This is a genomic window from Bacillus sp. FSL K6-3176, assembly GCF_038003325.1.
Lineage (GTDB): Bacteria > Bacillota > Bacilli > Bacillales > Bacillaceae > Bacillus > Bacillus altitudinis.
Genome location: NZ_JBBOOX010000001.1, coordinates 1,331,034 through 1,352,463 on the forward strand (window position 1 = coordinate 1,331,034; position 21,430 = coordinate 1,352,463).

General features: G+C 40.6%; 23 protein-coding genes and 2 riboswitches. Of the genes, 17 read left to right on the forward strand and 6 right to left on the reverse strand.

Going from position 1 to position 21,430, the window contains the following annotated elements; all coding sequences use genetic code 11:
- Nucleotides 1-6: 6 nt before the first annotated feature.
- Nucleotides 7-1,200: an S-methyl-5-thioribose kinase gene (mtnK, locus tag MHB38_RS06925; protein ID WP_341002972.1), complete on the reverse strand. Its 1,194-nt coding sequence runs from the start codon at nucleotides 1,198-1,200 to the stop codon at nucleotides 7-9.
- A gap of 406 nt (nucleotides 1,201-1,606) precedes the next feature.
- Here mtnK and MHB38_RS06930 point away from each other — a divergent pair, with 406 nt between their 5' ends.
- The 6 genes from MHB38_RS06930 (at nucleotide 1,607) to MHB38_RS06955 (ending at nucleotide 6,643) form a co-directional block, all read left to right on the forward strand.
- Entirely contained in the window at nucleotides 1,607-2,797 is a 1,191-nt protein-coding gene (locus MHB38_RS06930; protein WP_135226810.1) for a pyridoxal phosphate-dependent aminotransferase, read from the forward strand.
- Between the two features lie 44 nt (nucleotides 2,798-2,841).
- Nucleotides 2,842-2,943, forward strand: a riboswitch (SAM riboswitch).
- A gap of 99 nt (nucleotides 2,944-3,042) precedes the next feature.
- Nucleotides 3,043-4,260 (forward strand): 2,3-diketo-5-methylthiopentyl-1-phosphate enolase, encoded by a 1,218-nt coding sequence (gene mtnW, locus MHB38_RS06935; RefSeq protein WP_341002976.1) that lies wholly within the window; start codon nucleotides 3,043-3,045, stop codon nucleotides 4,258-4,260.
- Nucleotides 4,261-4,956 carry a 2-hydroxy-3-keto-5-methylthiopentenyl-1-phosphate phosphatase gene (locus tag MHB38_RS06940; protein ID WP_017367123.1) on the forward strand — a complete coding sequence of 232 codons (696 nt, stop codon included), beginning with the start codon at nucleotides 4,261-4,263 and terminating at the stop codon, nucleotides 4,954-4,956.
- Nucleotides 4,920-5,552, forward strand: coding sequence for a methylthioribulose 1-phosphate dehydratase (locus MHB38_RS06945; RefSeq protein ID WP_341002978.1), 633 nt, complete (start codon nucleotides 4,920-4,922; stop codon nucleotides 5,550-5,552). The genes MHB38_RS06940 and MHB38_RS06945 overlap by 37 nt, the downstream gene beginning before the upstream one ends.
- A gap of 16 nt (nucleotides 5,553-5,568) precedes the next feature.
- Complete coding sequence (locus tag MHB38_RS06950) at nucleotides 5,569-6,099, forward strand: 1,2-dihydroxy-3-keto-5-methylthiopentene dioxygenase (protein WP_024719646.1); 531 nt, start codon at nucleotides 5,569-5,571, stop codon at nucleotides 6,097-6,099.
- Between the two features lie 301 nt (nucleotides 6,100-6,400).
- A complete protein-coding gene (locus tag MHB38_RS06955; RefSeq protein ID WP_008346101.1) occupies nucleotides 6,401-6,643 on the forward strand; it encodes an aspartyl-phosphate phosphatase Spo0E family protein in 243 nt (80 codons plus the stop codon).
- A 52-nt stretch (nucleotides 6,644-6,695) separates the two neighbouring features.
- On the opposite strand, the gene MHB38_RS06960 is transcribed toward MHB38_RS06955, so the two are convergent.
- Nucleotides 6,696-8,195 (reverse strand): ATP-binding protein, encoded by a 1,500-nt coding sequence (locus tag MHB38_RS06960; RefSeq protein ID WP_008346092.1) that lies wholly within the window; start codon nucleotides 8,193-8,195, stop codon nucleotides 6,696-6,698.
- Nucleotides 8,196-8,400: 205 nt separating this feature from the next.
- On the opposite strand from MHB38_RS06960, the gene MHB38_RS06965 reads away from it, so the two are divergent.
- The gene (locus tag MHB38_RS06965) at nucleotides 8,401-8,856 is read left to right on the forward strand and encodes a MarR family winged helix-turn-helix transcriptional regulator (RefSeq protein WP_003211701.1); all 456 of its coding nucleotides are present in this window, start codon (nucleotides 8,401-8,403) and stop codon (nucleotides 8,854-8,856) included.
- 186 nt (nucleotides 8,857-9,042) lie between these two features.
- Here the strand turns inward: MHB38_RS06965 and motB are convergent, their stop codons facing one another.
- From motB to MHB38_RS06980, 3 genes are all read right to left on the reverse strand, one after another.
- Complete coding sequence (gene motB, locus MHB38_RS06970) at nucleotides 9,043-9,810, reverse strand: flagellar motor protein MotB (RefSeq protein ID WP_024719648.1); 768 nt, start codon at nucleotides 9,808-9,810, stop codon at nucleotides 9,043-9,045.
- A complete protein-coding gene (motA, locus tag MHB38_RS06975) occupies nucleotides 9,803-10,597 on the reverse strand; it encodes a flagellar motor stator protein MotA (protein WP_008346088.1) in 795 nt (264 codons plus the stop codon). The genes motB and motA overlap by 8 nt, the downstream gene beginning before the upstream one ends.
- Before the next feature lie 561 nt (nucleotides 10,598-11,158).
- Nucleotides 11,159-13,264, reverse strand: coding sequence for an ATP-dependent Clp protease ATP-binding subunit (locus tag MHB38_RS06980; RefSeq protein WP_210552421.1), 2,106 nt, complete (start codon nucleotides 13,262-13,264; stop codon nucleotides 11,159-11,161).
- A gap of 245 nt (nucleotides 13,265-13,509) precedes the next feature.
- Here MHB38_RS06980 and MHB38_RS06985 point away from each other — a divergent pair, with 245 nt between their 5' ends.
- From MHB38_RS06985 to MHB38_RS07010, 6 genes are all read left to right on the forward strand, one after another.
- Nucleotides 13,510-14,553 carry a YkvI family membrane protein gene (locus MHB38_RS06985; RefSeq protein WP_098680947.1) on the forward strand — a complete coding sequence of 348 codons (1,044 nt, stop codon included), beginning with the start codon at nucleotides 13,510-13,512 and terminating at the stop codon, nucleotides 14,551-14,553.
- Nucleotides 14,554-14,624: 71 nt separating this feature from the next.
- Nucleotides 14,625-14,669: riboswitch (PreQ1 riboswitch) on the forward strand.
- Between the two features lie 158 nt (nucleotides 14,670-14,827).
- Entirely contained in the window at nucleotides 14,828-15,484 is a 657-nt protein-coding gene (queC, locus tag MHB38_RS06990; protein ID WP_008348090.1) for a 7-cyano-7-deazaguanine synthase QueC, read from the forward strand.
- A complete protein-coding gene (gene queD, locus MHB38_RS06995) occupies nucleotides 15,485-15,925 on the forward strand; it encodes a 6-carboxytetrahydropterin synthase QueD (protein ID WP_202734535.1) in 441 nt (146 codons plus the stop codon). It begins immediately after the preceding gene.
- The gene (queE, locus tag MHB38_RS07000) at nucleotides 15,918-16,649 is read left to right on the forward strand and encodes a 7-carboxy-7-deazaguanine synthase QueE (protein WP_041092381.1); all 732 of its coding nucleotides are present in this window, start codon (nucleotides 15,918-15,920) and stop codon (nucleotides 16,647-16,649) included. Before queD ends, queE begins: the two co-directional genes overlap by 8 nt.
- A gap of 15 nt (nucleotides 16,650-16,664) precedes the next feature.
- On the forward strand, nucleotides 16,665-17,162 hold the full coding sequence (queF, locus tag MHB38_RS07005; RefSeq protein WP_003211403.1) for a preQ(1) synthase: 498 nt from the start codon (nucleotides 16,665-16,667) through the stop codon (nucleotides 17,160-17,162).
- Nucleotides 17,163-17,420: 258 nt separating this feature from the next.
- Complete coding sequence (locus tag MHB38_RS07010; RefSeq protein WP_017367128.1) at nucleotides 17,421-17,639, forward strand: hypothetical protein; 219 nt, start codon at nucleotides 17,421-17,423, stop codon at nucleotides 17,637-17,639.
- Between the two features lie 124 nt (nucleotides 17,640-17,763).
- Here MHB38_RS07010 and MHB38_RS07015 read toward each other — a convergent pair whose 3' ends face one another.
- Nucleotides 17,764-17,952, reverse strand: a complete 189-nt coding sequence (locus MHB38_RS07015; protein WP_003211747.1) for a YkvS family protein — start codon at nucleotides 17,950-17,952, stop codon at nucleotides 17,764-17,766.
- A 167-nt stretch (nucleotides 17,953-18,119) separates the two neighbouring features.
- Between MHB38_RS07015 and MHB38_RS07020 the strand changes: the two genes are divergently transcribed.
- The 4 genes from MHB38_RS07020 (at nucleotide 18,120) to stoA (ending at nucleotide 21,247) form a co-directional block, all read left to right on the forward strand.
- Nucleotides 18,120-18,314, forward strand: coding sequence for a hypothetical protein (locus MHB38_RS07020; protein ID WP_008348081.1), 195 nt, complete (start codon nucleotides 18,120-18,122; stop codon nucleotides 18,312-18,314).
- Between the two features lie 306 nt (nucleotides 18,315-18,620).
- A complete protein-coding gene (locus MHB38_RS07025; protein ID WP_181891543.1) occupies nucleotides 18,621-19,274 on the forward strand; it encodes a cell wall hydrolase in 654 nt (217 codons plus the stop codon).
- Between the two features lie 113 nt (nucleotides 19,275-19,387).
- Complete coding sequence (locus tag MHB38_RS07030) at nucleotides 19,388-20,704, forward strand: polysaccharide biosynthesis protein (protein ID WP_017359440.1); 1,317 nt, start codon at nucleotides 19,388-19,390, stop codon at nucleotides 20,702-20,704.
- A 54-nt stretch (nucleotides 20,705-20,758) separates the two neighbouring features.
- The gene (gene stoA, locus MHB38_RS07035; RefSeq protein ID WP_025207247.1) at nucleotides 20,759-21,247 is read left to right on the forward strand and encodes an endospore biogenesis thiol-disulfide oxidoreductase StoA; all 489 of its coding nucleotides are present in this window, start codon (nucleotides 20,759-20,761) and stop codon (nucleotides 21,245-21,247) included.
- Nucleotides 21,248-21,430 lie beyond the last annotated feature (183 nt).

Consider the following 21,430-nt stretch of genomic DNA (forward strand, 5'->3'; position numbering starts at 1 on the left):
AACTCGTCACTCCTTTACAGTTTGCTGGAATAATGCGACGAGGTCAGACGCTGTTTCCACTGCATGATATTGTTTGATCAATGTTTTTCCTAGTGTAAGTGCTGCTTTTTTCTGTTGAAGCCTTCTAGAATGTGATGGAATCGCATCGAGATCAGCCGCATGCGCAAGACCGATGGTTCGGCGAACAAGCTCACAGCCAGCAAAGCCGGTGGCTTCTTTTAAAATACGGTCAAAGGTTGTTTCTAAAAAGCTGTCCGATACACTAAACGCTTCAATACTGTCTTCTTTCCATGCTTTTGTGAACACTTCTTTGAATGTTGCCCACACATTGACGACATGATCAAAAAGGTGCTGCTGATCCTGCTCATTCTCATGAGATAAAGCATTGATGAACAGATTGGCAATAAAGTGACCGATATCGAATCCGAAAGGACCGTAAAAAGCGAACTCTGGATCAATGATTTTCGTTTCCGTTTCGTTTGCAAAAATACTGCCTGTATGAAGATCTCCATGTACCAGTGTTTCAGCAGAGGTTAAGAAGATCCGTTTCAATTCGGCTGCTTTTGCTTGCAGTTCAAGATCAGCCCATAGTGCTTGTGCCTCTTCTCTTAATTGCTCTTCGAAGTCATTCGTTTCGCTGTCAAAGAAAGGATCTGTGAAGACGAGTTTTTCTGTAATGTCACAAAGATCAGGATTCGTAAACTGTTTCACGAATTGTTTTTTGATTTTAGGATTTGTGGCAAAGTCAGACGTGTAAAATAGTGTTTTGCCTAAAAATTCTCCGACATGATCTGATAAATACGGGTATTGTTTTCCGGCAATTAGCCCTTTTCTGACGATTTCAAGGTGTGATAGATCCTCCATTGCCGTCACTGCAAGAGCTGTATCCGAATAATAGACGGCTGGTACGAGATGTGGTGCATACTCTGATTGCTTGATGAGTGCTGCACTTTCAATTCTTGCGCGGTCTAATGTCAGCGGCCAGCTTTCTCCAACGACTTTTGCGTAAGGAAGGGCCTGCTTGATAATCAGTCCTTTTGCTTGTTTGTGATCATAAATATGAAAGACGTAATTTAAATTTCCGTCGCCAATTTCAGTACATGTCAAATGACTGCTCTCTCGAATCAAGCCAAGTCTAATGGCAAGTGCAACTGCCGAACTTTCTGTTAATTCTTCATATGATGCCGTAAGTGTAACCAATTGCTTCCCCTCCAAATCATATAAAAAAGCCTCTTTCTCCTGAGAGAAAGAGGCTTGATGGCGTGTATGCTCGAAGCCTCTCTTATCTCTCAGCACATACGTCTGATGGAATTAGCACCGTGCCCTATAAGACAATGAATTGTCTTGGCGCTGTTCTTGCTGCGCCCCACTTCACAGTGGTATTAACGGTCGGTTGCTGTTGGGGTCAAAAGGCCAAATCCCTCGCCCAACTCTCGATAAGAGAAATCAATATGTAATTGTTTCATGTCTGCTTGCATTTCTTAATTCTAGATATTATCAGAGCTGCAGTTCACATGTCAATCTTTTTTCAAAATTGCTTTACAATTCATAAAACAATCCATTACAGTGATTGTATTGTCACGTAACTTGAATAGAAGGTGAAAAAATGGAATTCCAGCAATCAGATGTATTGAAACATTTACCGAAACAATTTTTTGCGTCGCTTGTTCAAAAAGTGCAGAAGAAAATGCAGGAAGGGGCAGATGTGATTAATTTAGGTCAAGGAAATCCTGATCAGCCCACTCCTCCACATATTGTGAAAGCGATGCAGGAAGCGGTAGCAAAACCTGAAAATCATCAATACTCCTCATTCCGCGGGACAGCGAAACTAAAGAAGGCTGCAGCTGCTTTTTATGAAAGAGAATATGGCGTCACGCTTGACCCAAAAACAGAGATTGCCATCTTATTTGGAGGGAAAGCGGGACTAGTCGAATTGCCTCAATGTTTACTGAATCCAGGTGATACGCTGCTTGTTCCAGATCCAGGATATCCAGATTACTGGTCAGGCGCTGTGCTTGCCGGAGCTCGCATGGTCACAATGCCTCTTCTTGAACAAAATGATTTTTTACCTGACTACCACCAACTGTCTAAGGAAGATAAGAATCAAGCAAAATTGATGTACTTAAATTACCCAAATAATCCGACTGGTGCGACTGCAACCCGGACATTTTTTGAAGATACTGTTGCGTTTGCGAGTGAAAATAAGATGTGTGTAGTCCATGATTTTGCATATGGTGGCATAGGATTTGACGGCGAAAAGCCCCTCAGTTTCCTGCAAATAGACGGAGCAAAAGAGACAGGTATTGAAATCTATACATTGTCCAAAACGTATAATATGGCTGGCTGGAGAGTCGGTTTTGCAGCAGGGAATGCCTCTGTTATCGAAGCCATTGAGCTTTATCAGGATCACCTGTTTGTGTCACTGTTTAAAGCAACTCAAGATGCAGCAGCAGAAGCACTTTTAAGCGATCAAACGTGCGTCCAAGTACAAAATGATCGGTACGAAAAAAGACGAAACACTTGGATTGCTGCATGCAAAGAGATTGGCTGGGACGTCAGTGCGCCAAAGGGCTCTTTTTTTGCTTGGTTAAAGGTGCCTGAAGGGTATACATCTGAAACTTTTTCTGATGTATTATTAGAAAAAGCACATGTTGTTGTTGCACCGGGGAATGGCTTTGGTGCTCACGGTGAAGGCTACGTCAGAGTCGGTCTTTTAACAAGTGAGGAGCGGCTAAAGGAAGCCGCTGATCGTATCGCTGCCTTGCAGTTATTTGAAAAAAAGCCATTGACAACGTAAAAAAATGGTGCGATAATTCAGGCAATATTTAAGAAAATTGAATATTCTTATCAAGAGTAGGCAGAGGGACTAGCCCAATGAAGCCCGGCAACCGACTTCCATGAAGCACGGTGCTAATTCTTGCAGCAAGCGCTGAGAGATAAGATTCGGATGAATGAGACGAAACCTCTTTAACGCGCTGATCAAGCACTTAAAGAGGTTTTTTTATTGACCATATACAGGACGCAATCGAAAGGGGATTCCTAGTGAGTGAACTACTGGCAACATACGTATTAACACATCGAGAGGATGAACAAATAGACCGAAAAGCAGAGCAGATCGCACTTGGGTTAACGGTCGGGTCATGGACGGACTTGCCGCAGCTCAAAAAGGAGCAGCTGAAAAAACATAAAGGCCGTGTGGTGAGCGTAAAAGAACAGTCCCCCGCAATTGGTGGTCTGTATCAATCAGAGGTGACCATTGCTTATCCTGAGGCGAACTTTTCAGCTGATATACCAGCGGTGTTGACGACGATTTTTGGAAAGCTTTCACTGGATGGGAAAGTAAAGCTCGTCGATATCGAATTTTCGGAAAGGTTTAAACGCTGTCTTCCAGGACCGGTATTTGGCATTGAGGGGATACGAAAGAAAGTAGGCGTGTTTGATCGGCCGCTATTGATGAGTATTTTTAAAGGCGTGATCGGCCGTGATATGGAGGATTTAAAAGAACAGCTCCGCTTACAGGCTTTAGGTGGAGTAGACTTCATCAAAGATGATGAGATTTTATTTGAAAGCCCATTAGCGCCTTTTGAAGATCGAATCAAGGAAGGAAAAAAGATATTAAAAGAAACATATGAAGAGACAGGACATCGCACGCTTTATGCTGTTAATTTAACTGGGAAAACTTTTGATTTGAAAGATCGAGCAAGAAAGGCAGCCGAACTCGGGGCTGATGCGCTTTTATTCAACGTTTTTGCCTATGGACTTGATGTCATGCAAAGCTTGGCTGAAGACCCAGAGATCCCATTGCCGATCATGGCACATCCAGCAGTGAGCGGTGCAATGACATCCTCTCCAGACTATGGATTCTCGCATTCCCTTCTTTTAGGCAAATTAAATCGATATGCTGGCGCTGATTTAAGTCTTTTTCCCTCTCCTTATGGATCAGTCGCCCTTCCGAAAAAAGATGCCTTTGGCATTTTCGAAGCATGTGTGAAAGAGGATACAGTTCAACAAACATTTCCTGTTCCTTCAGCAGGCATTCACCCGGGAATGGTGCCGATCTTAATCAAAGATTTTGGACTTGATCATGTCATTAATGCAGGCGGGGGAATTCACGGACATCCGCGGGGAGCAATCGGAGGAGGGAAAGCCTTTCGTTCGATCATTGATGCGGTGGTCAAAAAAGAGTCTATCGAAGAAAAAGCATCAACTTGTCAAGACTTACAAGCAGCACTTGATCTTTGGGGAAGGGTAGCAGAATAAATGAAAAAACCAATTGTATGTTGTGATTTTGATGGCACGATTACGAAAAATGATAATATCATTCGCATCATGAAGCAGTTTGCTCCAAAAGAATGGACGAAATGGAAGGATGGTGTTCTAGCAAAAGAAATCACGATCCAAGAAGGCGTCGGACAGATGTTTCAGTTACTGACGAGTGATCAGAAAGAAGCCATTCGGTCATTTATTTTAGAGGATACAGAGATTCGTGAAGGATTTGAACAGTTTGTCGATGATGTCAAAAAAGCAGACATTCCTTTCTATGTACTCAGCGGCGGTATGGACTTTTTTGTCTATCCCATCCTGGAAGGGATTGTCGAACAAGAGAATATTTATTGTAACCATGCATCATTTAAAGAAGACCATATTCAAATTGAATGGCCGCATGCCTGTGATTCAGAATGCCAAAATGGCTGTGGCTGCTGCAAGCCTTCCATTATTCGAGAGCTGACGCAGGAAGATGATTTTATTATCATGATTGGTGATTCAGTGACTGATATTGAGGCAGCGAAACATGCGGATCTCACGTTTGCGCGTGATTATTTACTGAACGAATGTAAAGAGCTAGGACTCGTACATAAAGAGTATGAAACATTTGTTGATCTAAAAGCGCAATTTGATCAAATAAAGGAAGTGAAGGAATGGCAGACGAGAAGAGTAAACGCTGGAAGGAACTAGCAGACGTCAAACGTGAATTGGCACAAAGAGACTGGTTTTACGGAACGAGCGGCAATTTATCGATAAAAGTGTCGGATGATCCCATCACGTTTTTGGTGACGGCAAGTGGCAAAGATAAACGAAAAGAAACCGATGAAGATTTTGTTCTTGTTGATGCAGCAGGTCAGCCGGTTCATCCGAATGAGCCGCTCAGGCCATCAGCTGAAACACTGCTTCACACATACGTTTATGAGCGGACGAAAGCAGGATGTTGTCTTCACGTCCACACGATCGATAACAATGTCATTTCTGAGCTGTATGGCGATAAAGGAGAAATTCGTTTTAAAGGCAACGAAATCATCAAAGCGCTTGGTTATTGGGAAGAGGATGCAGAAGTTACTGTTCCTATTATTGAAAACCCAGCTCATATTCCGCACCTTGCAGAGCAATTTGCAGTGCACCTGACGGACGATGCTGGTGCTGTACTCATTCGTAATCATGGCATCACCGTTTGGGGGAAAAGCGCATTTGAAGCCAAACGAGTCTTAGAGGCTTATGAATTTTTATTTACCTATCATTTGAAAGTAGCGCTTTATCAAAAGCAGCTTGTTAAATAAAAAGGAGGAAACACACATGGCGACCATTTACATTCATAATGAAGAGAACACGTTACTTGAGAACGAACAAGAGGTTCAGGCGTATTTAGAACAGCAAGGGGTCATTTATGAACATTGGGATATTGAAAAACTACCAAAACAGTTATCAGAAAAGTACGATTTAACAGATGATGAAAAGGAAGAAATTTTAACTGTGTTTCAAGAGGAAATAAAGAGTATTTCCGAGCGAAGAGGATACAAAGCGCAGGATGTGATTTCATTATCAGATGCGACTCCTAACCTTGATGAACTGCTTCAAAACTTTAAACGTGAGCATCATCATACGGATGATGAAGTCAGATTTATCGTGAGCGGTCATGGAATTTTTGCCATTCAAGGCAAAGACGGCGTCTTTTTTGATGTGAGACTGAATCCAGGTGATTTAATTTCTGTGCCCCCGAATATTCGTCACTACTTTACACTTCAAGAAGATCGTCAAGTCGTCGCAGTTCGCATATTTGTCACAACTGAGGGCTGGGTGCCAATTTACGAAGAAGAAACGGTTTAATAGTGGGAGCTGATCATTTCGCATGAGGCGGAAGATCAGCTTTTTTTTAGGAAAATAGACATAAAATGAGAGAGAAAATAGTTGATTTTGGTCTTCTGCATAGGATAAAATTCTGTTTAATCAATGTGTCAGTCCTGTCCAATTTTGAAGTTTACCCCCAGAATTCATTGGGTAAAAGGTCTTTAGGCTGTAAAAAATTAAATAAAATAAGCATATTTAATTTAATTTACAAATAAAGTATAATTTTGGTGTCGGATCATTTAGAGCGTAGACAGACGAATTCATAGCGGGAGCTGAGATCATGAATATTTATGTACGGAAAGAACAGCTATTAATGTCAATTGATGAAAAGAGAAGACAAATGGTAGAAGCTGCTCAAGTAGAAGGCTATACAGGTGAGACGACAATTAAATATAGTCAAGAACTGGACAACTTGATGAATGAGTATCAATATCTTCTTTTTCATGAACAACAATCTGTTGCTTCCTTTCATGATCTTGTATCACAAATGAGTCTCCTTTCTGTCAATCGTCCTTCTTATTGACATCAAAAAAACCGGTCTTGCCATTAGCAAAACCGGCTGAATGTTTCAGCTATTAGTGTGCAGAAGGGAGCATGATGATCACGGTTGTTCCTTTATTCACTTCGCTCTCGATATCGATTGTCCCCCCATACATCGAAATGATTCGTTTACACACAACAAGCCCAAGACCTGTTCCTTTTTCCTTCGACGTAATAAAAGGGAGGAAGATATGTTTCAGCATCTCTTCTGGTATACCTTCACCTGTATCTTTCACTTTTATGATGACCTGTTCTTTTTCAGCCTCAATGACAATCTTCAAATGACCGCCATTTGGCATCGCTTCTAACGAGTTTTTCGCTACATTCAATACCACTTGTTTAATGTGATCCTTCGTGCAATACACGCCAACATCTTGAATGGTATTGATTTGCAAATCAACCTCGACATTATAAAGGTTCGCCTCAGAAAATACAATGGGCATGATCTCACTCACAATTTCTTTCACAGAATTATTTTGCCACTTTTCAGCCGTTGGTTTTCCTAGCACAAGAAACTCACTGACGATTTGGTTAATCCGTTTAATTTCTTCCTCGATGACAGAAAAATAAAGCTGATCCTCTTCTGAACGATACTTCTTTTGCAAAAGTTGAATAAATCCGCTAATGCCTGTTAATGGATTGCGAATTTCATGCGCTGTACTTGCCGCGAGTGTTCCAATGAGTTCAAGTTTTTGTGCTTCATTTTGGTGGCGTTCCTGCTGGGTTTGTCGTCTTAAAATGATATATTGGACGAGTGTGAATAAGATATTTAAGAGAATAAATGCACTGGATAAAGGAAACAGCATCACAGACAGTACTTCACTTGTTGTCGCACGCTGCGGAAAAACCTCCAGCTTCCAGCTGTTTTCATCTAAATATGTAGACACGGTGCTATCACTTTCAGATGCTGGCTGTGGACCACTTGTAAACACAACGTCTCCATTTTGATTCAGCATCTTAAAATGAAGCTCTGGGTTTAATACATTCATAATATTTCTTAAATAATCAATTTGAATCGCAGCGACTAGCACATCCGTGACTTCGTCGTTTTCATTCAAAACAGGGACACAAATGGAGAGAATCCGCTGCTTAGTAATGCGGCTTACATAGTTATCTGTGATGACGGTCTGTTTTGTAACTTGAATACGTTTAAAGTAATCTCTAAATGACAGGTTGATCTTTTCCTTTAATGGTGTGGTGCTGGCTGTGACATTTCCTTTTTGGTCTAGGAGATACAGGCCTGAAAAACGAGGTTCTTGTTTATAGATTTTCTCTAGGATGTTTTGTACTCTTTTCGTTTCAAGCGGCTGGTCAAATCCCATGGCAAGGGAAGTTAATCTTGCTTCTGTTTCACTGATTAAATAATTCATTTGGTTTTTGTGAATATTTAACATAAGTGTAGCGGTTTGTTTGTTTTTTACATCAATTTTCTCAGTTTCTTTTTCGTAGATAAAATAACTAATGATGAGGGTTGGAATCACGACCAAAATAAGGTAAAGCTTGATCTTCTTCCAAAACCCTTTCAGTATACTCATGATTCATCGCTCCAACGTATTACCTAATAGACTTATTATAGCATTGAACCTATCTTTATTACGATGACTTGTGAGATTTTTAAAAAATTAGGTGATTCGTTCTGGTCTCTTTTTCATGCTAAAAATGGTTCAACATGTTGACATTTTACTTATTGTTTATTAATGTCACATTAGTGGGTTGCATTTCATAAAGGATGATAAAAAAATGGAAAATCATAATGTTGAGAAATCTTTGAAATTATTTATTGTACTATCACGTGCCTATCGCTCCATTAATCACCACATGAACAAACATATTGTAAAGCACGGTCTGAATCCGACTGAATTTGCTGTATTAGAATTGCTGTATCATAAAGGTGATCAGCCGCTTCAGCAAATAGGTGATAAGATCTTACTCGCAAGCGGAAGTATCACGTATGTGGTTGATAAATTGGAGAAAAAAGAACTCCTTAGCCGGAAAGCTTGTGCAGAAGACCGCAGGGTGACATTTGCACATATTACGGAGCAGGGAAGAGCTTTGCTTGATGACATCTTCCCAGATCATGCAAAAGAGATTCACGAGATGATCAGTGTGCTTAGTGAAGAGGAAAAGGATGCCTGCATCGATATGCTCAAACATGTAGGACTGCGTGCCAAGCATTTATATGATCATAAAGAATAAACACATAAAAAAGGAAGCCGCTGGCTTCCTTTTTAGTATGTAGACTAATCCGCGCATATGGTGTCAGTCCTGCGCACCGATAAACGACAAGTGCTTGCAAACGCGCTCATAAGAAAAACAAAGGACTAAAATAAACATCATTTTAGCCCTTTGTCATGATCTGAAAGGAAGCTGCTGGCTTCCTATTTATTTTGCTTTTTTCTCAATTGGCAAAATAAGAACTTCGACGCGTCTGTTTTTACTTCTGCCTTCTGCGGTATCGTTAGAGGCAATCGGTTTAAATTCACCGTAACCTTTTGTGCTAAAGTTCTCTTGGTCTAGGTTGCTGTTTTCAAGGAGAATATTTAAAAAGTTGACCGCACGAATGGCGCTTAAATACCAGTTGGATTCAAATTCAGAATTCCGAATCGGAACGTTATCTGTATGTCCGCTAATGACGATATCACGAGCAGGGTTAATGACGAGCAGCTTGGATATTTCTTTGGCTAACGGAACATCCTGCGAGCGGATTACCGCTCGCCCAGAATCAAAGAAGATGCTGTCTTCAATTGTAATAAGCAGACCTTCATCCGTCAGCTTTGTTTCAAGCTTCGAACCAAGTTTTTTATCCGCAATGAATGAATCTACTTGCTTTTTAACCTTTGTTAAAACCGCTTGGTCACGAGCTTTCGCTTTTGCTTCTTCTTCTTCATCTTCTGCGGATTTTTTGGTTTGATTGCTGTTTTCTGTTTCCTCGGTGCTCTGCATGCTTGATTGGTCCATTACGCCAGTGCCGCCAGTAAAGACAACATTAAACGATTTAGCCATCTGTTCATATTTTGCCGCATCAATGGAGCTAGATGCAAACAGCACAATGAAGAGGGCGAGAAGAAGCGTAAGAAGATCGGCGTAAGGGATCAGCCAAGACTCATCTACATGGTCTTCATGATCATGTTTTTTACGTTTCCTAGCCATTCTGTTTTTCTCCTTCTTCAATGACAAGATTTGCACGTTCTTTTGCTGGTAAGTACATCAGAAGTTTTTGCTCAATGACCTTTGGAGACTGGCCTTCAAGGACAGAAAGAATCCCTTCAATCATAATGAGACGAAGCTTTACTTCTTCCTTTGATTTACGCTTCAGCTTGTTGGCAAATGGATGCCACAACACATACCCTGTAAAAATCCCTAGAAGTGTGGCGACGAAGGCAGCACTAATCGCATGTCCAAGTGCTTCAATGTCTCCCATGTTTGCAAGTGCGGCAATAAGTCCGACAACGGCACCAAGTACCCCTAGAGTCGGAGCGTATGTACCAGCTTGTGTAAAGATTAATGCGCCTGACTGATGTCTCTCCGACATGGCATCGACTTCTTCTGTTAAGACGTCGCGAATAAATTCAGCACTTTGACCGTCAACTGCCATGCTTAAGCCGTTCTTTAGAAAATCGTCATCGACTTCCTCAAGATTTGCCTCTAATGCCAAAAGACCTTCACGACGAGCAATTTGTGCCCAGTTTGAAAATAGAGGAATCATCTCTTGTATCGTTGGAAGCTTGCTATCTTTGAAAATTTTGCCGAATAATTTTGGTGTTTTCTTAATTTCACTAGATGGGAAGGCAATGACAACAGCTGAAATTGTCCCAACCACAATGATCAATATAGCCGCCGGGTTGATAAGAGCGGTTAGACTCACACCTTTCAAAACCATACCGACACTCAGTGCAATAAATGCTAAAATAATACCAATTAACGATGTTTTGTCCATTATCTCACCAAATCCTTTAACTATCTTTTTCTATAGTTAATATCGGTGTCTTCTAGAAGGGTTTTAGTCAGAATATAAAATTAAGACAGTTTATGTGAAGAAATTTTGACGAAAGCGCTTTCTGTGAGCCTTAAAAAAAGAAACTCCCTCATATAAAAGGGAGTTTTCAGCGTGTAGACAAACCCTGCATTCTTTGTCAGTCCTGCGTGCTAGTGCTCACGAATGTTACATTCGATCCGCGCCAGTACTCGTCCTACCTAGACTGCAAAGGTTTTCTATCACGCTGAAAAGAAGACACAGGGCTAAAATCAAGTTCATTTTAGCCCTGTGTCAACAATCTGGAAACTTCATCTTTTTTGAGCTGTTTCATCTAAGAGCAATTCTTTTAATTTTTCTTCATGTATGATTTTAATCAAATCGTAGTTCCAATTGATCATGTGATCCATGTGTTCCACCTCTTTTTCTTTTATCGTAAAGGAAAAGAGGCGGGGGAGCGTCGGCGCTCAGATGGAATTTAGACACTGCCACATGATGGAGCTGAAGATCCTCCTTAGGATGTACTTAGCTCTTTTTCACAACAATTTCGTCATGTTCAACATCGACTGTAAATCCAGTAAGTTGTTCTTCTTCAAGCAACATGTCCGTCATTTGATCCTCAACATGCTCTTGAATCGTTCTTCGTAACGGACGAGCTCCAAATGCTGGATGGTAACCAAGTTCAGCGATTTTTTCTTTCGCTTCGTTTGTGACGTGAACAGTTAGATTTTGTTCTTTTAACTGCTCTGACAAATCTTTGAGCAGAAGATCCACAATTTTGACTAAATCGTCTTTATCTAATGAATCAAACTGAATGATGCTGTCAAAACGGTTCAAGAATTCCGGTTTGAAATAAGCGCTCAGTGAATCAATCAATGATTGTTCTTCGATGGCTTCTTCTTGTTCAGACTGGAACCCGACTTTGACCGCTTTTTTATCTGTGCTGCCAGCGTTACTTGTCATAATGATGACCGTGTCTTTAAAGCTGACGGTTCTGCCTTGGCTGTCTGTTAGCCGGCCATCTTCCATGATTTGAAGGAACATATGCTGGACATCAGGGTGCGCTTTTTCGATTTCATCGAGCAAAATGATGCTGTATGGTTTTCTGCGAACCTTTTCCGTGAGCTGTCCGGCTTCATCATGTCCAACGTAACCAGGAGGAGAACCGATGATTTTGGACACGGAGTGTTTCTCCATGTATTCACTCATATCTAAACGAATGATCGCTTCTTTTGAGCCAAATAATTCTTCCGCTAATGTTTTAGACAATTCGGTTTTCCCGACGCCTGTTGGCCCAACGAAAAGGAAGGAGCCAGTTGGTCTGTGTTTTGATTTTAAGCCGGCTCTGCTTCTTTTTACGGCTTTCGCCACTTTTTCAACCGCATGTTCCTGACCAATGACGCGGGCTTTTAAGCGGACATCAATTTCTTTCATTTTTGTTTGTTCGTCTGCTTGTAGTTTGCCGACAGGGATACCTGTTTTTTGTTCTACAATCGACTGAATGTCCTCAGCTGTGACGACATGTTCTTTGTCATTTGTTTTGTTTTGCAATCTCGCTTCAATCGCTTCTTCTTCGTCTCGAAGCTTCGCTGCTTTTTCATAGCGTTCTTCATTTAAAGCGGCTTGTTTTTCAGCGGCAATTTGCGCAAGACGGTTTGTTAATTCATCTTCACTTGCTGCATCAATGGAGAGATTCGCTTTTGAACCTGCTTCATCCATTAAATCAATGGCTTTATCTGGCAAGTGGCGGTCTTGAATATACCGCGAAGATAATTGAACACACGCTTTAATGGCTTCGTCAGAATAGGTGACGCCATGATAGGCTTCATACTTATCCTGAATGCCTTTTAAGATCTCGAATGCTTCATCCTGTGTTGGCTCATCAACGATGACAGGCTGGAATCTGCGTTCAAGGGCAGCATCTTTTTCAATCTGACGATACTCTTTTAATGTTGTCGCACCTACTAGCTGCAGTTCCCCTCGAGCTAGAGCTGGTTTCAAAATGTTTCCGGCATCCATTGACCCTTCGGCAGAGCCTGCGCCTACAAGAAGATGAATTTCATCAACGAATAAGATGATATTTTTACGGCTTTGCAATTCTTTGATTAATTGCTTCATCCGTTCCTCAAATTGACCACGTACACCTGTGTTTGCCACAAGTGAAGAGACATCTAATAAATAAACTTGTTTGTTCTTTAATTTATTTGGTACATCTCCATTTGCAATTTTTAGTGCTAGTCCTTCGGCTATGGCCGTTTTACCAACACCAGGTTCACCAATGAGGACAGGATTGTTTTTATTTCTTCTATTTAAAATCTCAATGACTCTTGTGACTTCTTCATCACGGCCAATGACAGGATCGATTAAACCAGCATGTGCGCCATCCGTTAAATTCCGGCCAAGCTCGTCTAGCAAGCCTTTTTGTTTAGGCCGCTCTTGGCTCGTCGCATGTCCTGCTTGCTCAGAGAAGAATGAACCGCCTCCGAACAGGTTAGGACCCATTTTCATTTTTGACTGTTCCATCAAAGAGGTATAGCAGTCTTCACATAAAACCATTTGGCTACGGGACGAATTTACTTGCATATTCAGGCGAATAGTTGCTTCATTCACTTGACAATGTTGACAACGCATGAGCCATGACCTCCTTAAAATAAAGTTTGACTTTATTTGACCAATGAATGTTAAATAAAATGGTCTGTTGTTTGACCATCTTTGACTATAGTATACTCTGACCTATTTTGACTTTCAACTGTTTTGCTCATAGCTGAATGAAAAATCCTTTTTTGCATTTAATCATGGTTTGTCCTTCTTTTCAAGGAACTTGTCTCATAGGATAAAAAAGAGACAATCGAAAGTGATGGGTGCGGAGGGGTCATATGAAACGTTCAAATGAATCCGCTTTTCAGCTTGCCTTTGTATATGTAGGAACAGTGGTTGGAGCTGGGTTTGCGACAGGAAAAGAAATCGTAGAATTTTTTGTTCGTTTTGGCTGGATTGGATTGATCGGGATTTTGATTAGCGGTGTTATTTTTACCGGCCTTGGCGCAAAAATGATGCTGATTTCCAAACGAATTGAAGCGGAGTCTTATCAAGATATGAATCGGTTTTTATTTGGAGCTGCTGCGAGTCGATATATTAACATCGTCATGTTTTTTATATTACTAGGTGTGACGTCAGTGATGATTTCTGGAGCAGGCGCTATTTTTGAAGAACAACTTGGCATCTCAAAAGAATATGGTATTTTTTTAACGATTATTTTAAGTGTCATTGTCCTTTTTAAAGGGTCAAAAGGGTTATTTGGTGTCAATGTACTTGTCGTTCCAATGCTGATTTTCTTTTCGCTGATTGTGTTTCTAGACTCATTTGTGTTTAGTAGCGGTGAAAGCCACGTTCTGGGGCTGCAAATGGGAGAGGGCGAATGGATGTTGTCTGCGATTTCATATGGTGCATTTAATTTAGCGCTGTCTCAAGCCGTATTAGTGCCGGTCGCAAACGAAATGACATCCGAAGCCGTGATCAAAAAAGGAGCGGTGCTTGGGGGTCTGATGCTGACACTCATTCTGCTCGCCTGCTTTTTATCCCTTTCTTCATTAGAAATGCTGGAAGCGTATGATATTCCGATGGCCCAAGTGGTGTATCAAGTCGCAAACTCCATTCATCTCATCTATTTATTCGTGATCTTTGGTGAAGTCTTTACATCCGTTATAGGGAATTTATACGGTCTCGAAAGACAGGTGAGGGCGTATATCCGATTGAACAGTATGTATACGATATCCTTTATTCTGCTTTGCTGTTATGTCATCAGTAAAATTGGATACGGCACACTCATTTCAACGGTTTACCCTGTTTTTGGCTATGTCAGTATCTTTTTTATCCTCTTTCTTTGTCTGAAAAAAGTGCCTGCATCACGTGATAAGTAAAGAAGGGATAGCTTGTACACCAATTATGTGGTACACTATCCTCTGTGAAAATTGAACAAAAATCCGTGAAAACGGGAGAGGTTCTAGCAAAACCCTCTATAAAAAACTAAGGACTTGCCGTATCCTTGGATGTGGCATTTTTTATTTTTTATGGCTGGGACACCTCATACACATGTAAAGGTGTCTTTTCTTTTGAGAAAAATAGGGGTTTTCATGAACCTTTCAGATGCAGCTTTGTGCGGTGGTACGGGTCTGCAAAAGGAGGAAAAGGAAAATGAAAAATGAAAAAGCGGTCGTTGTCTTTAGCGGGGGACAGGACAGTACGACATGTTTACTATGGGCACTTCAACAATTTAAAGAGGTTGAAACCGTAACCTTTCATTATAATCAGCGTCATCAAGAAGAAATTGATGTCGCTAAAAGAATTGCTGACAAGCTAGGTGTGAAAAATCATCTATTAGATATGTCTCTTTTAAATCAGCTTGCACCCAATGCCTTAACAAGAGATGACATTGATATTGAAGAAAAAGAAGGAGAACTGCCTTCCACATTTGTTCCGGGGAGAAACTTAGTTTTCTTATCCTTTGCATCCATTCTTGCGTATCAAATTGGAGCACGTCATATTATCACGGGTGTGTGCGAGACAGACTTTAGCGGCTACCCAGATTGCCGAGATGAGTTTGTGAAATCTTGTAACGTCACGGTGAATTTGGCAATGGAAAAACCATTTGTCATCCATACGCCGCTCATGTGGCTGAATAAAGCTGAAACGTGGAAGCTGGCTGATGAACTGAATGCGCTAGATTTTGTGAAAAATGAAACACTCACTTGCTATAATGGCATCATTTCTGATGGCTGCGGGGAATGTCCTGCATGTAAGCTTCGGAAAAATGGCTATGACACTTATATGGACATGAAGGAGGCAAACTAAATGCTTTCTCAAATCTATCCACAGACGGATCATCCATTTTCGTTTGAATTAAATAAAGATATGCATCTATCGGCAGCCCATTTTATCCCGAGAGAAGATGCTGGCGCTTGTAGCCGCGTACATGGTCATACGTATACGATTAATATAACCATTGCTGGAGATGACCTAGATGAATCGGGTTTCCTTGTCAATTTTAGTACATTGAAAAAACTTATTCATGGTAAATATGATCACACGCTGCTCAATGATCATGAGGAATTCTCCTCAACCGATCCATATGCGATGCCTACCACTGAGGTTGTCGCAAAGACTGTATATGATAAAGTGGCCGCATATTTAACGACTTTAGCGAACAAACCAGTATGTGTTCAAGTTTTTGTCAGAGAGACACCAACAAGCTACTGCATTTACCGTCCGAAACGAGTTGAGCTCAATGACTAAAGCGATTCCTGTCTTAGAAATCTTTGGTCCAACCATTCAAGGAGAGGGAATGGTCATTGGCCAAAAAACCATGTTTGTCAGAACGGCTGGCTGTGACTACTCTTGCAGCTGGTGTGATTCATCTTTTACATGGGATGGATCAGCTAAGCATGATATTCAGTGGCTTCAGGCAGAGGACATTGTAAAAGAGCTGAAGAGAATAGGTGGAAAGGCTTTTTCTCATGTCACCATTTCAGGTGGGAATCCTGCGCTTTTAAAACAAATGGAATCACTTATTGATTTATTGCATGAAGAAGGAATTGATACGGCGCTTGAAACGCAGGGAACGATGTATCAAGATTGGTTTTTGAAGATAGATGATTTAACCATTTCTCCAAAACCACCAAGTTCAAATATGAAAACAGATTTTACGAAACTTACACGTATCATAGATGAATTGAAAAATGGAAACAGATTGCAACATGCAAGCCTGAAGGTCGTCATCTTTAATGATCTTGATCTAGCCTATGCAAAGGATGTCCATGCGAAATACCCAGAACTCCCCTTTTATTTGCAGGTGGGAAATGATGATACGACGACAGCTGATGATGCGTACTTATTAACGCACTTATTAAAGAAATACGAAATGCTTGTAGATCAAGTAGCGCAAGATCCTGATTTGAATCGTGTGAGAGTCTTACCACAGCTGCACACGCTATTGTGGGGAAATAAACGAGGCGTATAGAAAGGAAGAGACAAAATGACGACAAGAAAACCAGAAGAATTAGAAGGTGTCACTTTACTAGGAAATCAAGGGACCAATTACTTGTTTGACTATGCACCACAAGTGCTTGAAACGTTCCCGAATAAACATACGAATAGAGATTATTTTGTGAAATTCAACTGCCCAGAATTCACATCACTTTGCCCGCAAACAGGGCAGCCAGATTTTGCGACCGTGTATATCAGCTACATCCCAAATGAAATCATGGTCGAAAGTAAATCATTAAAATTATATTTGTTCAGCTTCCGTAACCACGGTGACTTCCATGAGGATTGTATGAATATTATCATGAACGACCTCATTGAATTAATGGACCCAAGATATATCGAAGTATGGGGCAAATTTACACCAAGAGGCGGTATTTCAATTGATCCGTACACGAACTACGGAAAACCTGGGACAAAGTATGAAGAGATGGCATCGTATCGTATGATGAATCATGATATGTATCCTGAAACGATTGATAATCGCTAATAAATAAGAAAAGACATGTGGATGACATGTCTTTTTTTATGGAATAGATCATGATGACACATAAAAAAAGAGAAGAGTCATGTCACTCTTCTCATACCAATAGGAATAGAACTTGCTAGGACGGCTGGGGGCTACCAGCTCGTATGTATAGTATACACGACAGAACGTATGTTTGTAAAGGTGAATCATGCTTTTATTCTTGATATATTTACTTTAAGATAAAATTGAAACGAGCGAATGAAAATGGAGGCGTTTGTGTTGGCAAACAAAGAAGACAAAACAGAGAAGCTGCTAATGGAATTAAGGGAAGAGCTTCAGATGCTTGAACATCAAAACAAAGAACGATATAAATGGAGTGCCTCCACATTACTTGGAGTGATCGCCCTTTTAATTGATAAAGGCGTGATAACACCTGAAGAAGTTGATATGTACAAAACAAAAGCGGAAATGCAAACCTTTCACGCGCAAAAAGACTGACGCCACTTAATATGGTTGTCAGCCTTTTTCATATGTGATGGTCAAAAGAGAACAGAGCTGTCACACGAGTCAGCTTTGCTGTGTATATCCTTATGTAACGGTAGTCTGAATTGAGGATTGCAAATTAATGTACGGAGTCTTTGATGATTTTATAGTTTTTATGATTAACGACTGTTAGTGAATCCAGTTCTAAATCTCTATAGTTGTCCATAATGGTGACATCCACAATAACAGAGTTTTCATTCACTTTTTCAACTACACCTGTTAAACCATTTCTAAATTCGATCACATTCCCAATTTTTGCAATCTTCAACCGATCCCTCTCCTTTAAAAACAGATTTCATTCCCTATTAAAAAGTATTTTGCAATATTTTCATACCAATGTAAAGGATAAAGACGTTTTTCTTTCGTTTTCGTTGTACGCTTTGAAAACGAATGGTATATTTAATATTTGATCAAGGCTGAAAAGGAGCGGTTTTTTTGACTGAAGAACACATCAACACAATACTAGAATCATTACGGAATGGTACTGAAAAACAAGTGACCATTCAAAAGGATGATTTTTTAACATTTCGTTCTGTATTGGTCAATCAAGATGATTTTAAACATTTTCGCGGAATCGCCAAGCATGGTGGAGATGTTATTTTTGAATATCTTAAAGAAGCAAGAAGCTAAAGCTTTTTCTCATTCATGAGAAAAAGCTTTTTATTTTGGTTCTTTTGTCACACTTCAAACCAGCTTGATACATATGAAAAGAAAATGTAATAACCCATAATCAGGAGCATAAGGATGATTATAGGCTAAAAAGAGACTATATTAAACGCTTACATTACCAGTTCATGCGTATTTCAACTAGGACATGCCATTTAATGACGGAATTTGGACAGGCATGAAAATCTTTGTGCGTGAAAATAGAAGAAGCTCTTGTTAGAGTGGACAAGTATCTTACAGCCTACATTGATTAAAGGAGGAATGAGGCGAATGATCAAAATTCATACAGCTCTTTTTGCCATCCTTATGCTCATCTCAGCGATCAAGATGGACAATATACAAGAGCAAGAAGGCACATTAAGTCAGAAACTTGAACAAGCACCTGTAAAGCATCAGCTTTCATATATAGATCAAGATGAAAAGCATACTGTGATCCCAGCGTTTTCAGAGGAGAAACATCAGCCGAAAGTGAAAATGCTAAGCACGTCAACAGAGGAGAAGGCATCAAAACCGAAGCTGAAGAAAAAGGAAACGGCAAAGCCAGCAAGCTCAAGAAATCAATCACACTATTCTAATGAAGAAATGGACTTGCTTTCTCGGTTGGTACATGCCGAAGCAAAAGGTGAATCTTACGCCGGGAAAAAAGCGGTAGCAAGCGTCGTCTTAAACCGCGTAGAACACCGCTCTTTTCCTGACAGTGTCAGAGGCGTGATTTATCAGCGAAATGCCTTCCAGCCCGTATCAAATGGAAGTATCAATGATAAGGCAGACCAGGATTCCGTAAAAGCTGTGAAGCAGGTTGTCAAAGAAGATGACAGAACAACAAAGGCGATTTATTTTTATAATCCAAAAACGGCGACAGATAACTGGATTCGTTCTCGTAAAATTGTAGAACGCATTGGCCGTCATGTGTTTGCAGTGTAAAGAAAAGCAGCGATCAATCAGTCGCTGTTTTTTTGTCTTCAATTATTAAAATATTTTCAGGACTTGTCTCATAGAATGTGAAAAGAATTTGCTTTTAGACAAGGGGAGGCTACATGAATCGATTTGTAAAAGGGGTCATTCTGCTATCTGTCGCAGCTTTCATTGCTGAGTGTATCGAGTTTTTAGTCAATATGATTTTAGCGAGAGAGCTTGGAGAACATGGAATGGGTTTATATATGAGCATCCTTCCCATCATCATGCTTGTGCTTGTGATCGCCAGCTTAGAGCTGCCAGTCTCCATTTCTAAATTCATTGCAGAATCGCATGAGCGGCTTCATAAAAGTATGCTTCGCCATGCATTTAAAATGACGCTTGTGGTGACATGCACCACAACGGCAATAGCAGCCATTGTACTGCCTTTCATTCCTGTATTTCAATCGTATCATCCGCTGATGAAGGGCTTGGTTCTGTCACTCATTCCAATCATCGCATTTACTTCCATTGCACGCGGCTATTTTATGGGCAAGCAGCAAATGGGCAGAATTGCTCTAGCCAATATGCTGAAAAAAACGATCCAGCTTATCTGTTTGTTTTTGTTTTTTCATTGGTATTCGTTTGATATTGAAACAGCTGTGCTTATCGCGATTGGCGTGATTGTTGCAAGTGATCTCGTCGTCTTTATCTATTTATATTCCCAATACGTCATGGCAAAAAATGCTGTGAATGTCAGATCGGTTGAGTTAAGAGGGATTGACGTCAGAAAACGTTTGTTAGCAGTCTCCATTCCGACAACAGGTATGCGTATCTTTCATGCCATTGCCAATGCGATTGAACCGTTTTTAATCAAAGGAGCCCTCGTTGCAGCGGGCATTTCTGGTACGCTTGCTGTTGATCATTACGGAATGCTTGCTGGCGTAGCGATGTCGATCGGTTTTTTTCCGGCGTTTATCGCTCATTCCATTATGATTGTGATGATTCCGAATGTATCAGAAGCCTATGCCTTGGGGCAGTATGATCTCGTGAAAAAACGTGTCAGACAAGCGATTCTCATTACGTTTGGATACGGGGTGCCAGCGGTGATGATCATGTATTATTTCGCTTATCCGCTCACGCAGCTCTTTTTTGACTCACCTCAAGCAGCCGTCTACTTGCAGCTGCTATGGCCTTACTTCTTATGCCACTTGTTCGTGATGCCGTTTCAAGCGTGCTTAATTGGTATGGGTCTCATTAAAGATGTGTTCCTACATAATATATGGGTGCACGTGGTGTCGTTCTCTATGGTGTATTTTCTAGGATCCATCGAATCCTTAAATATGATGGGCGTTATCTTAGGAATGAACACGGGGATGCTGCTATTAACGGCTTTGCATTATGCGACGATTTGCAAGGAACTCGGCGTCTCCATGTTTCTTACATTGAAAAAAGCTTGAATGTCATGTGCAGCTAGCGGGCAAGCTATAGGAAAATCAGGAAGGAAGATGCTGATGAATCGTAAATATCTACCCGCCAGTCTTCTCATGATGACCCTTCTTTTATTTCTGATGAACATAGAGGCTGAAGCAAAAGAGCCTGTCATGGCGCCGAGGATAGAAGCTCCTACATTAACAGGTGAAACTCAGGTGATCCCGGTGAAAGGGAAGCGGACCATTCTGCATTTTTGGACAACGTGGTGCCCGTCCTGCAAAATGGAGCTTCCAGCCTTTGAACAGATTGTGAAAGAAAATCAAAGTGATGTAGACATACTGACTGTGAATTTACTTGGTGCTGAGCAAAGCAAGCAGGCAGTTGCCCAATTTGTGAAAGACAGAAAGTTCACATTTCCGATCGTTCTCGATGAGCACGGCGAAATGATGAAGAAATACCAAATCATGACGATCCCGACGACTTTTTTCATCAATGAAAAGGGTGAAGTAGTCAAAAACCATGTAGGTCCGCTGACGAAAAAACAAATCAAAGAGTGGACAAATTCGTAGAACACAAGCTTTCTGTAAGAACCAATGGTCGATCCGTTGGTTCTTTTTTGTGTTCAATTACCTTTCAGATGAATAAAATGTGCTCAGAAAGAGGAAGAAATGTCGGGTGCTAATAATGATAATTATTATCAAAAAGAAATTATAATAATTATTAATTGAAAATTGATCAGAACCTGTTATAAT

Bases quoted from the DNA above. Each gene is read 5' to 3' on its own strand.
- motA (WP_008346088.1), bottom strand. From the start codon at position 10,597: ATGGACAAAACATCGTTAATTGGTATTATTTTAGCATTTATTGCACTG.
- MHB38_RS06945 (WP_341002978.1), top strand. From the start codon at position 4,920: ATGGCAGACGAGAAGAGTAAACGCTGGAAGGAACTAGCAGACGTCAAA.
- MHB38_RS07030 (WP_017359440.1), top strand. From the start codon at position 19,388: ATGAATCGATTTGTAAAAGGGGTCATTCTGCTATCTGTCGCAGCTTTC.
- MHB38_RS06985 (WP_098680947.1), top strand. From the start codon at position 13,510: ATGAAACGTTCAAATGAATCCGCTTTTCAGCTTGCCTTTGTATATGTA.
- stoA (WP_025207247.1), top strand. From the start codon at position 20,759: ATGAATCGTAAATATCTACCCGCCAGTCTTCTCATGATGACCCTTCTT.
- MHB38_RS06980 (WP_210552421.1), bottom strand. From the start codon at position 13,264: ATGCGTTGTCAACATTGTCAAGTGAATGAAGCAACTATTCGCCTGAAT.
- queE (WP_041092381.1), top strand. From the start codon at position 15,918: ATGACTAAAGCGATTCCTGTCTTAGAAATCTTTGGTCCAACCATTCAA.
- MHB38_RS06965 (WP_003211701.1), top strand. From the start codon at position 8,401: ATGGAAAATCATAATGTTGAGAAATCTTTGAAATTATTTATTGTACTA.
- MHB38_RS06960 (WP_008346092.1), bottom strand. From the start codon at position 8,195: ATGAGTATACTGAAAGGGTTTTGGAAGAAGATCAAGCTTTACCTTATT.
- MHB38_RS06950 (WP_024719646.1), top strand. From the start codon at position 5,569: ATGGCGACCATTTACATTCATAATGAAGAGAACACGTTACTTGAGAAC.
- MHB38_RS07025 (WP_181891543.1), top strand. From the start codon at position 18,621: ATGATCAAAATTCATACAGCTCTTTTTGCCATCCTTATGCTCATCTCA.
- queC (WP_008348090.1), top strand. From the start codon at position 14,828: ATGAAAAATGAAAAAGCGGTCGTTGTCTTTAGCGGGGGACAGGACAGT.
- motB (WP_024719648.1), bottom strand. From the start codon at position 9,810: ATGGCTAGGAAACGTAAAAAACATGATCATGAAGACCATGTAGATGAG.
- queD (WP_202734535.1), top strand. From the start codon at position 15,485: ATGCTTTCTCAAATCTATCCACAGACGGATCATCCATTTTCGTTTGAA.
- MHB38_RS06940 (WP_017367123.1), top strand. From the start codon at position 4,261: ATGAAAAAACCAATTGTATGTTGTGATTTTGATGGCACGATTACGAAA.
- MHB38_RS06930 (WP_135226810.1), top strand. From the start codon at position 1,607: ATGGAATTCCAGCAATCAGATGTATTGAAACATTTACCGAAACAATTT.
- queF (WP_003211403.1), top strand. From the start codon at position 16,665: ATGACGACAAGAAAACCAGAAGAATTAGAAGGTGTCACTTTACTAGGA.
- MHB38_RS06955 (WP_008346101.1), top strand. From the start codon at position 6,401: ATGAATATTTATGTACGGAAAGAACAGCTATTAATGTCAATTGATGAA.